This is a genomic window from Streptosporangium sp. NPDC006930 (assembly GCF_040635605.1).
Taxonomy (GTDB): Bacteria; Actinomycetota; Actinomycetes; order Streptosporangiales; family Streptosporangiaceae; genus Streptosporangium.
This window is the reverse complement of record NZ_JBEYID010000038.1, coordinates 15,296-30,425: the sequence shown is the minus strand read 5'-3', so window position 1 is coordinate 30,425 and position 15,130 is coordinate 15,296. Positions and strand designations below refer to the sequence as shown.

The window sequence follows — 15,130 nt, the reverse complement described above, 5'->3', positions numbered from 1 at the left end:
ATCGCATGCGAGCGAACATCGAAGTCAGCGGGCTGCGTAAACGATTCGGCCCGACCCTGGCGCTGGACGGCATGTCGTTCACCGTCGCGCCCGGTCAGGTCACCGGGTTCGTCGGCCCCAACGGGGCGGGCAAGTCCACCACGATGCGGGTGATCCTCGGCCTGGACGCGGCCGACGAGGGTCACGCGCTGATCGGCGGACGGCCCTACACCGGCCTGCCCGACCCGCTCACCCACGTCGGCGCGTTGCTCGACGCCGGCGCGCTTCAACCGAGCCGCACGGCACGCAACCACCTGCTGTGGCTGGCCCACTCCCAGGGCCTGGACGGCAGGCGGGTCGACGAGGTGCTCCACCAGGTCGGGATGCAGACCGTCGCCCGGCGCAAGGCGGGCGGCTTCTCGCTGGGCATGCGCCAGCGGCTCGGTATCGCGGCCGCGCTGCTTGGAGACCCGCCGGTGCTCATGCTGGACGAGCCGGTCAACGGCCTGGATCCCGAGGGCATCGTGTGGATGCGCGGTTTCCTGCGGTCGCTGGCCCGTGAAGGGCGCACCGTGCTGGTGTCCAGCCATCTGATGAGCGAACTGGAGGACACCGCCGACCATCTCGTGGCGGTGGGCAAGGGCCGCGTCATCGCCGACACCAGTGTGGCCGATCTCATCACGACCGCCTCCCGCGGCCGGGTCACCCTGCGTACCGCCGCGCGCTCGGAGGCCCTGTCCGCACTGGGTCACGCCGGCGCCACGACGGCCGTGACCGACCGCGACACGATCGTCGTCTCAGGGCTGCCGTCGGAGCACATCGTCGCGGTGCTCAACGCCAACGGGGTGCCGTTCTCCGAGGTGGCGGCGCACCGAGTGACGCTGGAACAGGCCTACATGGACCTCACCGCCGATGCGGTCGAATACCGGGGAGCGGCACGATGAGCACCCACCCCTCACGCTCCGCCGGGCGCGAGGGCTTTCGGCGGCTGCTGCGCGCCGAGTGGACCAAGTTCAGGACGGTACGCGGCTGGGGGGTCACCATGAGCCTGGCCACGCTGGTCACCGTGCTGATCGGGCTGCTGTCGGCCTCCGGCAGCCACACCTCCTGCAGCTCCGGCCCGGTCGAGGTCGCCTGCCCGCCGCCACTGACAGGTCCGGGCGGCGAAGCGGTGGACGACAAGTTCTATTTCGTGCACCGGCCGCTGTCCGGAGACGGCGGCATCACCGTCCGCCTCACCTCCATGACCGGGCAGATCCGTAAACCCGATGTCACGCCGGGGCGGCGTAACGTGGTTCCCGGCCTCGTGCCGTGGGCGAAGGCCGGAGTCATGATCAAGGAGAGCGTCAGGCAGGGCTCCGCCTACGCGGCGGTGATGATGACCGGCGAGCACGGGGTGCGGATGCAGCACAACTTCACTCACGACGTGGCCGGCCGACCGGGTGGCGTCTCCCGGCAATCGCCGCGCTGGCTCCGGCTGACCCGCTCCGGCGACACCCTCACCGGGTACGAATCCGCCGACGGTACGAACTGGACCCAGACCGGCATCGCACCCCTGGCCGGGCTGCCACAGACCGTCCAGATCGGCATGTTCGCCACATCGCCTGGAGATCTGACCATCACACAGGGGGATCTCGGCGGGTCCGTCGCGGCGGCCCGCTTCACCGAAGCCACCGGCGAGTTCGACCAGGTCAAGCTCGAGGGCAACGTCTCCGGCCCGTGGCGAGACGACGACATCGGCGTCACCATCGCACCCGACGGGACGAAGCACCACCCGGGCCGCGCCGGCCGGTCCGACGGCACCTTCTCCATAACCGGCGTCGGTGACGTCGCGCCGGCCATCGAGGGCCCGACCCCCGAACACCCCCTCAGCGGCGCGCTGATCGGCCTGATCCTCGTGATCGTGGTGGCGGTCATGTTCATCACCGCCGAATACCGGCACGGCCTCATCCGGACGACCCTGCTGGCCTGCCCGCCCCGCGACCGGATGCTGGCTGCCAAGGCACTGGTGCTCGGCTCGATCACCTTCGCCGCCGCCCTGCCCGCCACCACGATCACGTTCACGGTCGGCGGGCGAATTCTGCGTGACAACGGCAATGCCGTCCTCCCGGTGTCCCCGCTCACCCAGGTGCGCATCATCGTCGGCGTGGCGGCGTTGTTCGCGCTGGCCGCCGTGCTCTCCCTCGCCCTCGGCGCGCTGCTGCGGCGCGGCGTCGCGGCGGTCGTCACCGCCGTCACGGTGATCGTGGTCCCGCACGTCCTCGCAGTCACCTCGATCCTGCCCGACAGCGCCGCACAGTGGCTACTGCGCGTCACACCGGCGGCCGGCTTCGCCGCGCAGCAGAGCATCCCGCAGTACGCGCACGTGCTCGGCCACTACGCGCCCATCGCCGGGTTCTACCCGCTGCCGCCGTGGGCCGGTCTGACCGTGCTGGCCGGTTATACAGCGCTCGCTTTCTGCCTGGCCGCCCTCCGGCTCAGCCGGAGGGACGCATGAGACACCCCCACCGGCGCCCTTCCCGGCGACGCGGGAGGAGCGCATGAGCAGAAACCTGCATGCGGAGTGGACGAAACTTCGCAGCCTGGCCGATACCGGCTGGCTGCTGCTCGCGATCGTGGTGCTGACCGTCGCCGTCGGCGTCGCGGCCTCCGCCGTCGTGTCGTGTTCCCCGGCTGCCTGCGACCACGACCCTGCCAAGATCATCTTTTTCGGGGTCCAGGTGAGCCAGGCGGTCGTCGCCATCCTGGCCGTCCTGGCGATCACCGGCGAATACGACACCGGCATGATCCACCTCACCCTGGCCGCCATGCCGCGCCGGACCGGTGTCCTGGCCGCCAAGGCGATCATTCTGGCCGCCTTGACCCTGGTCGCCGGGAGCGTCGCCGTGCTCGCCTCCGCGCTGTCCGCACCGCACATCCTGCTCGGCAACGGCTTTCCCGCCGAAACGCTCGTCCTCACCAGCGCTCCCATGCTGCGTGCCGCCGTCGGCTCGGTCCTCTATCTGGCGCTGATCGCCCTGTTCGGCCTGGGGGTCGCCACCGTCGTCCGAGACTCCGCCACCGCCGTCGGGGTCGTACTCGGCCTGCTCTACCTCTTCCCCGCCCTCATCCTCATGGTCGCCGACGCCGACTGGCAGCGGCTTCTCTGGCGGATCTCCCCGATGAACGCCGGGCTCGCCGTACAGGCCACCACCGGCCTCGCCACCCTCCCCCTCGGCCCATGGAGCGGCCTGAGCGTACCGGCGGCATGGGCCGCCGCCGCGCTTCTGGGTGGTGGGTTGTCTTTGAGGGGGCGTGATGTATGACCAGCCGAACAGCTTTACAATGTAGATCAAATTGAACAAGCGACCCGCGGGTCGTCAGCCGTGGAGCCGCGGCAGTACTTCGGCGCCCAACCGGCGGATGTTCTCCAGGGTGCGGGCGTGCTCACCCGCACCCTCGACCATGAGGATCAGGTGTTCGAGCCCGGTCGCCTCGCGGGTGCGCCTGATCGTCTCCACGCAGTGGTCTGCGTCACCCACCGGATGGACATCGGTGAGGAAGTCGACGTACTCCCCCACGTCTCGCCCGGGCCGCCTGCGGCCGTCCACCGGCACGTACCCCTTCAGGCCCGGCTCCAGCCAGCGGGGCATGGCGCTCCTCAGCTCGCGTACGGCCGCCGCCGTCGAGTCGGCGACGTATCCGACGACGGCGGCCACGTGCCGGACCGCGTCCGCGCCCGGTGAAAGCGACGCGAGGGCTCCCGGCGCCAGTGGAGGCGCCGCGTCGTAGCCGGCGAGCATCGCGGCCTTGCCCGCGTCGTCCATGTGCATGCCGAGCAGCATCGGCAGTCCCCGCGCGGCCGCGAGGAGCGCCGTCTCCGGCGAGGTGCACGCCACGACCGGCCGCAGCGACGCCACCGGTACCATCGCGACCTCGCGGAAACGGAAGAACTCCCCCGCGGCCGACACCGTACGCTCCCCCAGTGCCCGGCACAGCAGGTCGAGCGACTCGGCGAAACCGCGTTCGAATCTCGCCAGGCCGGTGCCGAAGACCTCAAGGTCCACCCACGGCCCGCCTCTGCCGACCCCCAGCGCGAAACGCCCGTCCGACAGGTGGTGCAACATCGCCGCCTGCTCGGCCAGCGCCACCGGGTGCTGCGTGGACAGCACGCTCACGGCCGTCCCCACCCCGATCGTCCGCGTGCCTCCGAGCGCCACCGCCGCCAGCGTGGCCGCCGACGGGCACACCCCGTACGACATGAAGTGGTGCTCGGCGATCCAGGCGTCGTCGAACCCCGCCTCCTCCGCGACCGCGATCGCCTCCACGCAGTCGCGGAGCACCTGTCCCTGCGGCCTGCCGGGGAAACCCGCCGCGACCAGGAAGATTCCGATCCGCATCCTGCCCATCGAACACCTCCGGCGTGGATCTCCTCCGTACGGTCCCGGGCCGCCTTGCCGGGCACGGTCCGCTCCGGCGCTCTCAGGCCGCGGGCCGGGTGAGGTGCTGGAGGATCAGGGAGGTGATCTCCCCGGGCCGCTCCATACTCGGCAGGTGCCCGGCCCACTCCAGGTGCACCGCCGTCACCGAGGCCAGCCTGTCGGCCAGGTGGCGGGCCGTCATCTGGAAGCAGGGCAGGTCGTGGGCGCCGCTGACCACCAGGGTGGGCATGGTCACCCGGCCCAGGTCGATCTCCCCCTCCAGCTGCGAAGGCTCGGGGTCGGCGGCGAGCTGGACCTCGAAGGCGTGGCGCTGCATGGCCATCTGCCTGGCGCGGGCCTGCCCGTCCGCCTCGGGGCCGAGCCAGGTGCGGGCGTTGAGCTCCACCGCGGCCTCGACCTTCCCCGCCTCCAGCAGCCGGTCCTCCTCCTCGCCGAACGCGACGAGGTCGGGGGTGGGTCGCAGCCCGCAGCCCGGGTTGAGCAGCACCAGCCGGGAGACCAGAGCGGGGTGTGCGGTGGCCACCTCCAGCGCGACCTGGCCTCCATAGGAGGCCCCGACCAGCGCGGCCCTCTCCACCGCGAGGGCGGCGAGGAGATCCGCCACGTCGCCGGGATCGGAGTAGGGGGTCTCGCAGGCGTACGGTGTGCGGCCGTAACCCCGCAGATCCGGCCGGATCACTCGGAAGCGGGCGGTCAGCGCCTCCCACTGCGGGTCCCACATCCGCGAGTCGGCGGCGCTGGAGTGCAGCAGCACCACGGCCTCGCCCACTCCCGCTTCGTCGTAGGCGAGTGTCATCGGGCCGCAGGGGAACGAGGATCGTCCAGGGTGAGCAAGAGCATTCGGCCATCGTCGCGGCTGTCCCCGGTCTCCGCAATCGGTTAACCGCGGGGGGACGGCCCTGTAGCGGGCGGGGCCGACCTCAGCCGGGCCCCGTGCCGTACAGCGCGGCGAGGTCGGCCACGGTGGCGGCCATCCGCTCGCGCAACTCGGGTGGCTCCAGGACCTCGATGTCGGCGCCCATGCTCAGCAGCTGCCAGTGGGCTTGCAAGATGGACTGGGTCTGCAGGCGCAGCACGACCCAGCCGTGCTCGTCGGGCGGGCCCGCCTTGGCCAGCGCGGCCTCGGCGACCTCCGCGCCCACCGTGTGGCGCAGCATCCTCTCACTGCCCGGCGCCATCCGCACCACGGCCTCGCCGGTGTGCATCCGCTCACGGAAGCCGGCGGTGTAGTCGCGCCAGAAGGCGGGCAGGTCGAAGTCGGCGGGACGCTCGAAGTGCCCCTGGGCGAACTCGGCGCTCAGGATCCGCGACACCCGGTAGGTGCGCGGTCCTCCCTCACCGACGCTCGCCACCATGTACCACGCCCCGCCCTTGAGGACCAGGCCGTACGGGTGGGCCAGGCGCTCGACGTCGCGAGGGCCCCAGCGGCGGTAGGTCATCCGCAGCGGCCGCTGCTCCCACACCGCTTCGGCGACCTCACCCAGGAAGGGGGCCGAGTCGGCGTCGCCGTACCAGCCGGGAACGTCCAGGTGGAAGCGCCGGCGCATCCGGGAGGCGTGCGAGCGCGGCTCGGGAGGAAGCGCGGCGAGCATCTTCAGCTCGGCGTTGGCCGCGACCTCGGCCAACCCCAGGTCGGCGGCGGGGCCCGGCAGTCCGGCCAAAAACAGGGAGGAGGCCTCAGCGGCGGTCAGCCCGTTGAGGCGGGTGCGGTAGCCGTCCAGCAGGCGGTATCCGCCGACGGGGCCGCGGTCGGCGTAGACCGGCACCCCGGCCGCCGACAGCGCCTCCACGTCTCGGTAGACCGTGCGGACGGAGACCTCCAGCTTCTCGGCCAGCTCGGTGGCCGTCATCCGACCGCGGCTCTGCAGGAGCAGCAGAAGTGAGAGCAGACGACTCGCGCGCATGGTGGCCATTGTCCCGCACGTTTGCCAATCGCACACAGCCTATGTTCAAATGAACACGTGGAGAGTAACAATCGCATTCGTGCGATCATGTCGGCGCTGCGCGCCAGCGACGTCGTCTCGGTCGCGGAGCTGGCGGTCGAGCACGCCGTCTCCGAGATGACCATCCGCCGCGACCTCGACGAGCTCGCCCAGCAAGGCGTGGTCAGGCGGGTGAGGGGTGGCGCGGTGAGCCTGCTGCTGCGCGGGGAGGAGCCGCCCTTCGGGGTGCGCGAGCGCGAGGCGGTGGAGGCCAAGAAACGGATCGCCGCCGAGGTCGCGGCCCTGCTCGCCGACGGGGAGGCCGTGCTGCTCGACAGCGGCACCACCTCTCTGGAGATCGCGCGCGTGATCCGCGACCGCCGCCTCACGGTGCTGCCACTCTGCCTGCAGTCGGCCACCGAGCTCAGTTCGGCCTCCCGGATCCGCCTGGTGCTCCCCGGGGGTGAGGTCCGCCCGGGCGAGCTGAGCTTCACCGGCCCGCTGACGGAGAGTGCCATCCGGTCCCTGCGCTTCGACACCGCGGTCATCGGCTGCTGCGGCCTGTCCGCCGAGCACGGCCTCACCGCCCACGACCTGTCCGATGTCGCCGTCAAGCAGGCCGCGATCGCCTCGGCCCGGCGCGTGATCGCGGCAGCCGACTCCGGCAAGTTCACCCGCACCGCGTTCGGAGCCGTCTGCCCGCTGGACCGCCTCGACATGGTCATCACCGACACCGCGCTGCCCCCCGCCGAGCACGACGCCATGATCGCCGCAGGCGTCGCCGTCCGCACGGTCTGAGCCACACGACCTGATCCGCATCACCTGCGCCGCCCCACCTGTCCCACTCGATCCGCCGCTCCTGGTCCGCGCTGTCCGAGCCATGCCATCCGCCCCACGTCGCCCGACCCCGGCGACCGGCCGGAACCGGAATCCTCACTCGGCGAACCTGCCGGAGACGCAACGGCCCACCCGTCCTCCTCCGATCCGCACCGTCCGACTGGAGCTCTCCCCCATGCACGTCACCACCTTCGACCGGAGCGCGCTGCTACGCGGCCGGGTCGCGGTCTACCTGCTCTTCCTGCTCTCGGGCATGTCCATCGGCACCTGGACGGCGCGCATCCCGTCGATCAAACAGGGGCTGGGGCTGAGCGAGGGCGAGCTCAGTCTCGGGCTGCTCGGCATCGCCGCCGGGGCGATCGCCGGCATGCAGGTGGTCGGCCGCCTGGTCGACCGCTACGGCAGCGTCAAGGTGATGCTGCCGATGGCCTTCGCGCAGGCCCTCGTGCTGATCCTGCCCGCCTTCATGCCGAACCTCGCCGGCCTCGCCCTCGCGCTGTTCGCCTTCGGCGCGGTGCACGGCACGCTGGATGTGGCGATGAACGCCAACGCCGTCGAGGTCGAGCAGGCCACGGGCCGTCCGATCATGTCGTCCTTCCACGCCGTGTTCAGCATCGGCGGCTTCCTCGGCGCCGCCGCGGGAGGGCTGCTCGCCCAGGCCGCGTTCAGTCCTGGGCAGACGTTCACCGCGGCCGCCGTCGTGATCGTCGCGCTCGCGCTCTGGGCCACCCGCTGGGCGCTGTCCCTGACCGTGCCTACCGCCCCCGCGGGGACGGGACCAGCGGCCGGCGGCGGAAGCGGAGGCGGTGGGGTGTTGCTGCTGGGTGTCCTCGCCTTCTGCTGCATGATCGGCGAAGGGGCGGCGGCCGACTGGAGCTCGGTCTATCTACGCGAGAGTCTCAACAGTTCCGACGGGTTCGCCGCGGTCGCCTACGCCGCCTTCTCGATCATGATGACCGCGGGCCGTCTCGCCGGTGACAGGCTGGCAGCCCTGCTGGGGCCGGTGAACCTGGTACGCGCGTGCGGGGCGTTGGCTGCCTCCGGGCTCGGCTTCGGCCTGCTCGCCGGGAACCAGATCGCCGCGGTGATCGGTTTCGGCTGTTTCGGGGCCGGCCTGTCCTGCATCGTCCCGCAGGTCTTCTCCGCGGCCGGCAGGCGCGACCCGGCCCGTGCCGGAAAGGCGCTGGCCAGGGTGGCGAGCCTGGGGTATGTGGGATTTCTCAGCGGACCCGTGCTGATCGGCGGCGCCGCCGAGCTGGTCGGCCTGCCTCGTGCGCTCGCCATCCCCGCCCTGCTCGCTCTTTTCGTCGCACTGGCCGCGAGAGCGCTCAGAACCCCGCCCTTTACAAAGTAGATCAAAAATTCAGAATGACCCGAGGGAGGTGCCTTCCAAGAGTCGGGAAGTGCCCTCCGAGAGGGCGGATGCCCAGGACGCGCGGCATCGGCCGACGCGACGCCGGAGAGTCGTGATCTGATCCATTCTGATCCATTCTGATCCATCCGGCACTCCTCGACACCGGTGAGCCTGATCGCAGCGGCCTTGATCACAGCGCGGGGAAGAGAGCGCACCCCGCCAGACACTCAAAGAAGTGACAGGGCCCGGGCGGCGACCCCGGCCATGCCGAGGCGTTCGGCCAGGCGCAGCGCGCGGCGGAGCAGATGGGCGGCCTCCCCGCCGGAATCCCTCTCCCCCTCCCCTGCCGAGGCCCCCGATGAGCCTGGTACGGAGCCTCCCGCAGCGTAGCCGGAGGCGCTCTCGCAGACGTTCCGCGGGGAATTCTCGCCGTCTCGCACAAGCAGAGCCCTGGCACGGTCGAGGTGGAGGTGTGCGATCAGCGGGGAGGCGGCGTCGGCGAGCAGCAACGCCTCGCCGAAGCACCGCAGCGCCTCCTCTGTGTCCCCCTCGGCCAGCGCGAGCAACCCGAGATAGCGCTCCGCCGGCCCCAGCAGGATCGCGGGCCACCCGGCGAGCGCGATCTGCCCTCGGTGGGCCGACAAACGCCTTCGCACCAGAGCGGCGTACCGCGACAGTTCGGGGTCGCCCCGCCCCGCCTCGATGAGAAGCGCGCACGACTCGGCCAGCAGGGCGAGCGTCGGGACCGACCACCCCTCGGGCGGCAGCGCGCCGAGATCGGAGGTCTCGCGGAAGAACGCCCTCAGCCGGTCCTTCGCGTCCTCGTGCCCGCCGAGCTCGCAGAGCGCCAGGATGAGTGCCGCGCGCCAGATCGGGAAGTACTCGTACTCGACCGCCTGCCTGGCGAGCCCGGAGTCGAAGATCTCCCCGAGCCGTCCCTGCTCGCGCAGCAGCCAGTAGTGCTGCGCGAGCAGGGTCTGCCGCAGGGTGTCGGCGAAGGCCGTCTCGCCCTCGCTCTCCTCGTCCAGTCGACGCCACTCGGCCAGGACCCGCTCCTCGGCCCGGCCGAACTCCCCGTGCCAGACGTCCATCAGCGTGTCCAGAGTGTTCTGCAGCCAAGCCCCGAAGACCCGGTGGTTGCGTGCGACGTGCCTGCGGTGACCGGCCACGGTGGCGGCGGCCTCCCTCAGACGGCCCAGCCGGAGCCGGTCGATCGTGAGGGCGACCATGGCCTCGCTGCGAAAGTGCGCGGACGCCGCCTCGATGCTCGCCTCCCCGAGCCGTTCGGCGATGCCCAGCAGCTCTTTCGGCGGCGCGAAGTCGTACAGGCCCCATCTGCACTCGTTGAGCACCTCGCAGCGGATGAGCGGCCCGGCCCCCGACCTCTCCAGCTCGCCCAACGTCGCGCGGGCCAACTCCACCCCGGGCCGCAGGCCCGCGTACGTGGGGTCGAGGCTGTCGCTGACCGCCATCGTCAGCTTGTGGGCGAGGTGCGCCTGCAGCTGCAGTCGCAGCGCGACCGCCTCCTCACCGGTGTCGTCGCGAAGCGCCTCCAGGCTGTTGCCCAGCACGTGCAGCAGTTGCCGGTCGGCCTGTCCTGGGGCCGACCAGCGGCGCGCCAGCCTGATGGCAGCCACCGCGGCGAGCCTCGGCAGTTTCTCGCCGTCGCGATGGGCCCGCAGGTACAGGCGTTCGGCCTCCTCCAGGTCACCGGCGTCGGTGCGCGCGTCCCCCAGCGTGATCAGCAGGCCGACCCGGGTCTCGGCGTCGCACCGCATTCCCAGCCCGGCCAGTGCCCAGGTGATCGCACCCTCGGTGGCGAAGCCGCGTTGCTGTGCCCGCGCGGCGCCGAGGCAGGCCGCGGCGACGCGTTCCTCAGACAGCCCGCTCCCCGAGGAGCGGGCGTGTTCTGCGACGCGTACCGGCAGCGCCGGGTCGATCCAGCCGTCGCCGCTCATCCGCGCCAGTCGCTCGTCCAGGATCTCGAACGCCCGCCGGTGCAGTTCCATCGCGAGTGCCGGGTGGTGCTTCAGCTCCCGCAGCAGGCTCTCCCTGATCGTGTCGTGGCCGAAGCGCAGCCCTTGGCGGTCGATGAGCGTTCCGGCCGTCACGGCCACCGCGCGCCTGCGGTTCGCCTCATCGGTGTCGATCTCCAGCATGTCCGCGACGAGATCGGGGTCGATCTCCCTGCCCAGGGCGGTGACGGCCGCCGCGGCGAACCAGCGGAACATCGGGCTGGAGGCGGTGTCGTGCCCGGGGAGGTCGCGGGGCAGGTCACCGGCCTCGGTGATCCGGCACAGGTCCAGTGGCAGCCCTCCGGTGCCGTCCATCGCCCTGCCGGTCTCCGCGCGTGTCGGCTCGCGGCCCCGGGTGGCGCCCAGCCACTCCGCCACCTCCTCGATCCCCAGCCGTGACAGCGTCAGCACGTCCATCCGCCCTCGCCAGCGCGAGGGCTCTGAACGGTCGGTGAGCACGAAGCCGACGGGAGCCTCTCCGAGCTTTCCGAGGGCCTCTCGCACCTTGTGCAGCAGGTCCTCGGCGTCGGAACGGAGCAGGTGGGCGTCGTCGAAGACGACGAGCAGGCCCGCGCCGCAGGTCAGGCGCAACAGGGCGACCAGCAGGTCGACCAGTCGTCGCGGGTCGCGTTCGTGGCCGGGTCCGCCGAGCGAGACGAACAGGCCCGCCGACATCAGTCCCTCCAGCGTCTCGCGCTCCTCGGGGCCGATCGGGACGGCCGGGCCGGCCAGGTCGCGCCGCAGATCCTCCCACAGGGTCCCGACCAGTACCCGCCACGGCTGGAGGTCGCCGAGTTCCTGGCACGGGACGGTCACCATGCGCACCTTAGGGGGCAGCAGCACGGTCAGCTCCTCCACGAGCCTGGTCTTGCCGACTCCGGGCACGCCGCAGACGGCCAGGGCCACCGGCTCGCCGCGTCCGAGCCGCCCGGCCAGGGTGGACAGCCGCAGGATCTCGTCCCTGCGGCCGATCAGGACCCGCGGGGCGCCGTGACCGTAGGCGCGGGCGGCGGGGGGCGACGGCGGACGGCCGAGACCGTGACCGCGCAGGGCCAGCAGGTCCTGCGCCCGGCTCACCGCGTCGTCCCCGGGGGAGATCGCGCGGCGCCGTTCGATCATCTGCCTCGCGACGACCGCCCCCTCGTCGCGCAGCGCGATGAGGAAGCGCAACAGCCACAGCGGGCCGCTGTCCTGCTGCCCGTCGGCGACGACCTCGCCGGTGAGGAATTCCGCGTCGCCCAGCAGGTCGAGCCGGATGGCGACGCGGGCGACGAGCCTGATCAGCTCACGGCGGCGCTCCCGCAGCCTGGCGTGGTAGCTTTCGCAGGCCCTGGGCGGGATCCACGCGCCCGCCAGCGACGCGAACGGGTCGCCGGACCACTGTCCGAGCGCCTCTCTCAGCGTTCGCAGGGACGCGGCGAGGTCGCCCTGTTCCAGCAGCGTCCGTCCGTCGCGCAGGTACGCCTCGAAGCGCCGCGTGTCGACGGTGGCGGCGAGGCGGCCGGGCGCGTCCTCGACCAGCTCGTAGACGTGTGAGCGTCTGGCCCCGGGGATGTCCAGCCCACTGCCGCGCAGCAGTGCGCGCAGCCGCGAGACCGGCGGCGCCACCTCCACGTGCCTGTCCGAGGCCGGTTCGGACAGCCCGGAGGCCAGGGCTGCCGGGGAGATCGGGCCGCGGGCGGAGACGAGCATGGCCAGCGTCTTCGCCAGCTGCGGGTTGATCTCCTGTGGTACTCCGTCGATCACGATGTCCACGGTGCCGAACAGCCTGATCTCGAAGCTCGCCACATCCACCGCCCAAAAGGATCGATTCGTGTTTTTCCGGCGACGGCTCCGGCTGCAAGGTCATCGCAAGGTTGTTCGCCGCATCGTGGAGATGAGCGCGGAAAACAGCTCGAAGCGCTCGACAACGATGTCACAGGAGACGCCCTCATGGCCAAGATCGAGGACTTTTCCATCGGCCCGCTGGGCGACGACCAGATGAAAAAGGCCAGAGAGAATATCCGGCGCGAGAGAAGCGCAGGATTAGATAAACCACTAAGTGTGGCGATAATGGGGCAAACAGGAGTAGGTAAGTCATCCCTCCTGAACAGCCTTTTCGGCACCGATCTCGCCGTCGGCCACGTCCGGCCGGTCACCCGAAGACCGGAACCGGTCTCGGTGCCCGGCACCTCAGGTCACATGCTCACCTTCTGGGACATGCCAGGCATCGGGGAGTCCGACGCCGCCGACGAGACTCACCTGGCCATGTATCTGGAGAGACTGATCCACTGCGATATCGCCATCTGGGCCTGCCACGCCGACAGCCCATCCACCGCCTATGACGAGCAGTGCCTGCGCAGGCTGCTCGACACCGTCGCGATCGAGACGCGACGGCTCATCATGAGCAAGCTCACCTTCGTCCTCACCAAGGCGGACGTGCTCGCCCCTCCCCCGTGGATCTTCGACATGCGCGGGGATCGGGGCACCTTCGGCCCCGGCGGGGCTCTCCTGCGTCGCCTGGAGGAGAAGGCCGCCTACCACGAGAGCGTCTTCCTCGAACCCCGCGCGGACCTGCTCCTGGCGAGCACCTACGGCACCGGGGAGTTCACCGTCTCCGACGAAAGGCTCGGCTTCGACCGTCGAGGGGTTCACTACCGCGGTTATTTCTCCCAGCAGGTGTGCGACACCTACTCGGAGCGCTATCCGGCGCACAGGGAGGTTTTCTCCCGCCTACGCGACAACCATCGGGTGCTGCCCTGTTCGGCGCTGTTCAGGTTCAACCTCACGAGGCTGATGACCGGCGTCGTGAACAGGCTCGGTCCCACCGCCGTCTTCCGCTTCCGGCGCCTTCTCCAGGAGGTGGAGGAGCTCACCGAGGTGCCGGTGTCCACGGCGCGCACGTACGGCAATCTGATGATCTGGGACGGTGAACACGGCACCAAGGCGTTCGACCTCGCCGAGATCCCCCTCTGAGCGGAAGACGGGGATCCCGGCGGCGACCGACCGGAGCGAAAGGTCAGGCCGTTCGGAGCCAGACGGCGGTGTCGGAAGGAAGGAGGTTCTCCTCCAGCGGGCCGCTGGCGAGCAGGACCGACTCGTGGGCGGGCAGGGCCACCGGCTCCGCGCCGAGGTTGACCACGCAGACCAATCCCGACTCCCGGCGGAAGGCCAGCACCCCCTCCTGCGCCTCCAGCCACGTCAGCGTGCCGTCGCCGAGCAACTCGCGGCGCAGGTGCAGCCCGGCGCGGTAGAGGGTGAACATGGAGGTGGGGTTGGCGGCCTGGGCCTCGGCCGTCAGCGCCTTCCACTCCAGCGGCTGCGGCAGCCACGCAGGCCCGGCACCGAACCCGAACGGCGGCTCGTCACCCGACCACGGCAGCGGCACCCGGCAGCCGTCGCGACCCGGGTCGCTGCGGCCCGAACGCACCCAGATCGGGTCCTGGCGCAGCCCGTCGGGGATGTCCTCGACCTCCGGCAGTCCCAGCTCCTCACCCTGGTAGACGTAGAGCCCGCCGGGGAGCGCCATCGCCAGCAGCGCCGCCGCCCGGGCCCTGCGCTCACCCAGCACCGGGTCGGCGGGCATGCCGTGCTTGCGGTCGGCGTGGCTGAAGGAGGTGTCGGCCCTGCCGTACCTGGTCACCGGGCGGGTCACGTCGTGGTTGGACAGCACCCAGGTGGGGGGTGCTCCCAGCGGGACGTGCGTGGCCAGGGTGAGGTCGATCGACCCGCGCAGCGCGGCCGCGTCCCAGGCGCACGCCAGGAAGTCGAAGTTGAACGCGGTGTGCATCTCGTCCGGGCGCAGATACTGGGCGAACCGCTCCTGGTCGGGCAGCCACACCTCGCCGATCAGGATCCGGTCGTCGTACTCCTCGGCCACCCGGCGCCAGCCGCGGTAGATCTCGTGGACGCCGTCGAGGTCGGTGTAGGCCTCCTCTCCGCCCAGGCTGTCCATGTCCTTGACCAGCAGGGCGGCCGAGTCGATCCTGATGCCGTCCACGCCCCGGTCGAACCAGAACCGCAGCACGTCGTGGAACTCCTCGACGACTTCTGGGTTGTCCCAGTTGAAGTCGGGTTGTTCCGGCGCGAACAGGTGCAGGTACCACTCGCCGTCGGCGATCCGGGTCCACGCGGGGCCACCGAAGATCGACTGCCAGTCGTTGGGCGGTGACTCGCCGCTCTCGCCCCGTCCCCGGCGGAAGTGGAAGCGTTCGCGCTCGGGTGAGCCCGGCCCGGCCTGCAGCGCCCGCAGGAACCACCGCTGCCGGTCGGATCCGTGGTTGGGGACGATGTCGGTGATCGTCTTGATCCCCAGGGCATGCGCTTCGGCGATGAACTCCTCCGCCTCGGCGAGCGTGCCGAACGACGGCTCGATGTCACGGTAGTCGGCCACGTCGTACCCACCGTCGGCCATCGGCGACGGGTACCAGGGGTTGAGCCAGATCGCGCCGACGCCCAGGTCGGAGAGGTACGGCAGGCGCGCGCGCAGTCCCGCGAGGTCGCCGATGCCGTCGCCGTTGCCGTCGGCGAAGCTCCGGAGATAGACCTGGTAGATCGCGGCTCCCCGCCACCACGTTTCGGACATGCTGGAACAACTCCTTAGTAAGTCGTAGGTGGGTGACG

General features: G+C 71.0%; 11 protein-coding genes. 6 read left to right on the top strand and 5 right to left on the bottom strand.

Going from position 1 to position 15,130, the window contains the following annotated elements:
- Positions 1–5 precede the first annotated feature (5 nt).
- The 3 genes from ABZ664_RS37890 to ABZ664_RS37880 are packed head-to-tail and all read left to right on the top strand — an operon-like array spanning position 6 to position 3,284.
- A complete protein-coding gene (locus tag ABZ664_RS37890) occupies positions 6–923 on the top strand; it encodes an ATP-binding cassette domain-containing protein (RefSeq protein WP_362521798.1) in 918 nt (305 codons plus the stop codon).
- Positions 920–2,476 (top strand): hypothetical protein, encoded by a 1,557-nt coding sequence (locus ABZ664_RS37885; protein WP_362521796.1) that lies wholly within the window; start codon positions 920–922, stop codon positions 2,474–2,476. Before ABZ664_RS37890 ends, ABZ664_RS37885 begins: the two co-directional genes overlap by 4 nt.
- A 43-nt stretch (positions 2,477–2,519) precedes the next feature.
- Positions 2,520–3,284: an ABC transporter permease gene (locus ABZ664_RS37880; RefSeq protein ID WP_362521795.1), complete on the top strand. Its 765-nt coding sequence runs from the start codon at positions 2,520–2,522 to the stop codon at positions 3,282–3,284.
- 54 nt (positions 3,285–3,338) lie between these two features.
- On the opposite strand, the gene ABZ664_RS37875 is transcribed toward ABZ664_RS37880, so the two are convergent.
- From ABZ664_RS37875 to ABZ664_RS37865, 3 genes are all read right to left on the bottom strand, one after another.
- A complete protein-coding gene (locus tag ABZ664_RS37875) occupies positions 3,339–4,358 on the bottom strand; it encodes an LLM class flavin-dependent oxidoreductase (protein WP_362521793.1) in 1,020 nt (339 codons plus the stop codon).
- A gap of 82 nt (positions 4,359–4,440) precedes the next feature.
- Entirely contained in the window at positions 4,441–5,196 is a 756-nt protein-coding gene (locus ABZ664_RS37870) for an alpha/beta hydrolase (RefSeq protein WP_362521791.1), read from the bottom strand.
- A 124-nt stretch (positions 5,197–5,320) separates the two neighbouring features.
- Positions 5,321–6,304, bottom strand: a complete 984-nt coding sequence (locus ABZ664_RS37865) for a YafY family protein (protein WP_362521789.1) — start codon at positions 6,302–6,304, stop codon at positions 5,321–5,323.
- A gap of 57 nt (positions 6,305–6,361) precedes the next feature.
- Here ABZ664_RS37865 and ABZ664_RS37860 point away from each other — a divergent pair, with 57 nt between their 5' ends.
- Positions 6,362–7,120, top strand: a complete 759-nt coding sequence (locus ABZ664_RS37860; RefSeq protein ID WP_362521787.1) for a DeoR/GlpR family DNA-binding transcription regulator — start codon at positions 6,362–6,364, stop codon at positions 7,118–7,120.
- 214 nt (positions 7,121–7,334) lie between these two features.
- Complete coding sequence (locus ABZ664_RS37855) at positions 7,335–8,513, top strand: MFS transporter (RefSeq protein WP_362521785.1); 1,179 nt, start codon at positions 7,335–7,337, stop codon at positions 8,511–8,513.
- A 227-nt stretch (positions 8,514–8,740) separates the two neighbouring features.
- Here the strand turns inward: ABZ664_RS37855 and ABZ664_RS37850 are convergent, their stop codons facing one another.
- Positions 8,741–12,322, bottom strand: coding sequence for an AAA family ATPase (locus tag ABZ664_RS37850; protein WP_362521783.1), 3,582 nt, complete (start codon positions 12,320–12,322; stop codon positions 8,741–8,743).
- A gap of 138 nt (positions 12,323–12,460) precedes the next feature.
- Here ABZ664_RS37850 and ABZ664_RS37845 point away from each other — a divergent pair, with 138 nt between their 5' ends.
- Positions 12,461–13,483: a GTPase gene (locus tag ABZ664_RS37845; protein WP_362521781.1), complete on the top strand. Its 1,023-nt coding sequence runs from the start codon at positions 12,461–12,463 to the stop codon at positions 13,481–13,483.
- 43 nt (positions 13,484–13,526) lie between these two features.
- Here ABZ664_RS37845 and ABZ664_RS37840 read toward each other — a convergent pair whose 3' ends face one another.
- Complete coding sequence (locus ABZ664_RS37840; protein WP_362521779.1) at positions 13,527–15,092, bottom strand: glycoside hydrolase family 13 protein; 1,566 nt, start codon at positions 15,090–15,092, stop codon at positions 13,527–13,529.
- Between the last annotated feature and the right edge of the window lie 38 nt (positions 15,093–15,130).

Excerpts from the sequence above, each read along its gene's own strand:
- ABZ664_RS37890 (WP_362521798.1), top strand. The coding sequence starts at position 6 with ATGCGAGCGAACATCGAAGTCAGCGGGCTGCGTAAACGATTCGGCCCG.
- ABZ664_RS37885 (WP_362521796.1), top strand. The coding sequence starts at position 920 with ATGAGCACCCACCCCTCACGCTCCGCCGGGCGCGAGGGCTTTCGGCGG.
- ABZ664_RS37880 (WP_362521795.1), top strand. The coding sequence starts at position 2,520 with ATGAGCAGAAACCTGCATGCGGAGTGGACGAAACTTCGCAGCCTGGCC.
- ABZ664_RS37875 (WP_362521793.1), bottom strand. The coding sequence starts at position 4,358 with ATGCGGATCGGAATCTTCCTGGTCGCGGCGGGTTTCCCCGGCAGGCCG.
- ABZ664_RS37870 (WP_362521791.1), bottom strand. The coding sequence starts at position 5,196 with ATGACACTCGCCTACGACGAAGCGGGAGTGGGCGAGGCCGTGGTGCTG.
- ABZ664_RS37865 (WP_362521789.1), bottom strand. The coding sequence starts at position 6,304 with ATGCGCGCGAGTCGTCTGCTCTCACTTCTGCTGCTCCTGCAGAGCCGC.
- ABZ664_RS37855 (WP_362521785.1), top strand. The coding sequence starts at position 7,335 with ATGCACGTCACCACCTTCGACCGGAGCGCGCTGCTACGCGGCCGGGTC.
- ABZ664_RS37845 (WP_362521781.1), top strand. The coding sequence starts at position 12,461 with ATGGCCAAGATCGAGGACTTTTCCATCGGCCCGCTGGGCGACGACCAG.
- ABZ664_RS37840 (WP_362521779.1), bottom strand. The coding sequence starts at position 15,092 with ATGTCCGAAACGTGGTGGCGGGGAGCCGCGATCTACCAGGTCTATCTC.